The following is a 1,497-nucleotide window of genomic DNA, read 5'->3' on the forward strand; positions in this document are numbered from 1 at the left end:
ACTTTCATATTAGTTTTTTGGCTTTGAGCAAAGCTGACCATTAGTGAAATTAAGAAGATAAAAGAACAGCCTGTAACAAGCTGCAATAATGCATAGCAGTCCGGCTCGCTTTGGTTGGGCCGATTCCCGCTTTGATTGTCAGTCCTGTTGGACGGACAATCAGCACCGCGAATCTGCTACTGCATCATGCAGCTAACCGTTGGCTGCAAGTTAAAAAAATAGCATACTGCAATAATGGAAAAAGAAACTGTAATTGAAATATTAGAGGCTCTTGCTTCAGGGTTTTCTCCTATAACTGGAGAGGAAATAGCTACAGACAGTGTACTTAATGAAAGAAACGTAATTCGAGCACTTCAAATTGCTATTGATGAACTAAAACTAAAGGCGGATATAATAAACAAAGAGTTTCCCATTAGTAACCTTGAGCTGACTGATACTATTACAACGTTTCTGGAATTAGAATTAAATCCAACAACGACTAGATTAACGAATTTTTTCTTGGGGCTAAAACGGTTTGATTGTCAAGAAATAAACGAACATAAATTATTTGGTAAGTATAATGGTAAAGTGTCTAAAGGAGTCCTAACTGACCATTTAACTGAATTTTTAAAGCAATTACCTAAAAGGAAAAAGAGCAAAGAAGATTTACCTTGGGCAAACATTGATTTTTTTCAAAAAGAAACCTTTAATAATTTATCAGAAAAGGCAATTAATCAATTGCAGCAGAAAATTGATTCAATAGAAATTGTAAAAACGGACAACATTTCTGAATACATTCAAAACGCACGACTTCAATATCCAAGAGCATATGAACCATGGTCTGAATCAGAGAAAGAGCTATTGAGTAAAGCAATGAAATATACAAATGACCTAGACCTGCTTACCTGTTGTTTTAAAAGAGGAAAAGGTTCAATAGAGTCCTGTGGAAAAAGAATTCTATTTGAAAAAGCAGAAAATGAAACAAAACCAGCAGCCAACAAACCGCAATAAAGCATATGGAGTCCAGCTAATCTTGGAGGTTTTGTGGCTTCGGCAACCAACGCCAAATCGTTGATTTGGCTTTAAAATTGAAAAGTTAAAAACAAATACAACGCTTTGGCTCCGCTCTATTTGGAAAGTTAGCATGGGTAAATCTCCATACGCTTCATGCGGCAGGCCGTTGTAGCTTATTTCGGGGTTTCTGTATCGACAGCAGTATTTTGGAGGTTCGCCAAAACCAAAACTTAGTATAACTTGGCCACCAATCTTGACTCGGTTGGTTTCATATCTGCAGAGACTTTCAAATTGAAGTGCCTCTGGAATTGAATTTCAAACGTGAACAGGAATCAATTTGATTTACAAACTGTTTACGCCGCTCTTATTCTGTTTTAAGTTGATTATAAGCCGCTTTAACAGGCTTTCGCACTTTTCTTTTCGGAAGCTTGATTTCCAAACGCTGGCGTAAAACACCTTCTCATTTGGTTTTTGGCTTAGTGCAAAGCTGACCATTAGAGAAAT

The 1,497-nt window shown here is 36.9% G+C and carries 1 protein-coding gene; it reads left to right on the top strand.

The annotated features are described in order from the left end of the window. Positions 1-234 precede the first annotated feature (234 nt). Positions 235-990, top strand: coding sequence for a hypothetical protein (locus tag ACSX1H_RS19275; protein ID WP_439185886.1), 756 nt, complete (start codon positions 235-237; stop codon positions 988-990). Positions 991-1,497 lie beyond the last annotated feature (507 nt).

Source organism: Carboxylicivirga taeanensis (genome assembly GCF_051851475.1).
Taxonomy (GTDB): domain Bacteria; phylum Bacteroidota; class Bacteroidia; order Bacteroidales; family Marinilabiliaceae; genus Carboxylicivirga; species Carboxylicivirga taeanensis.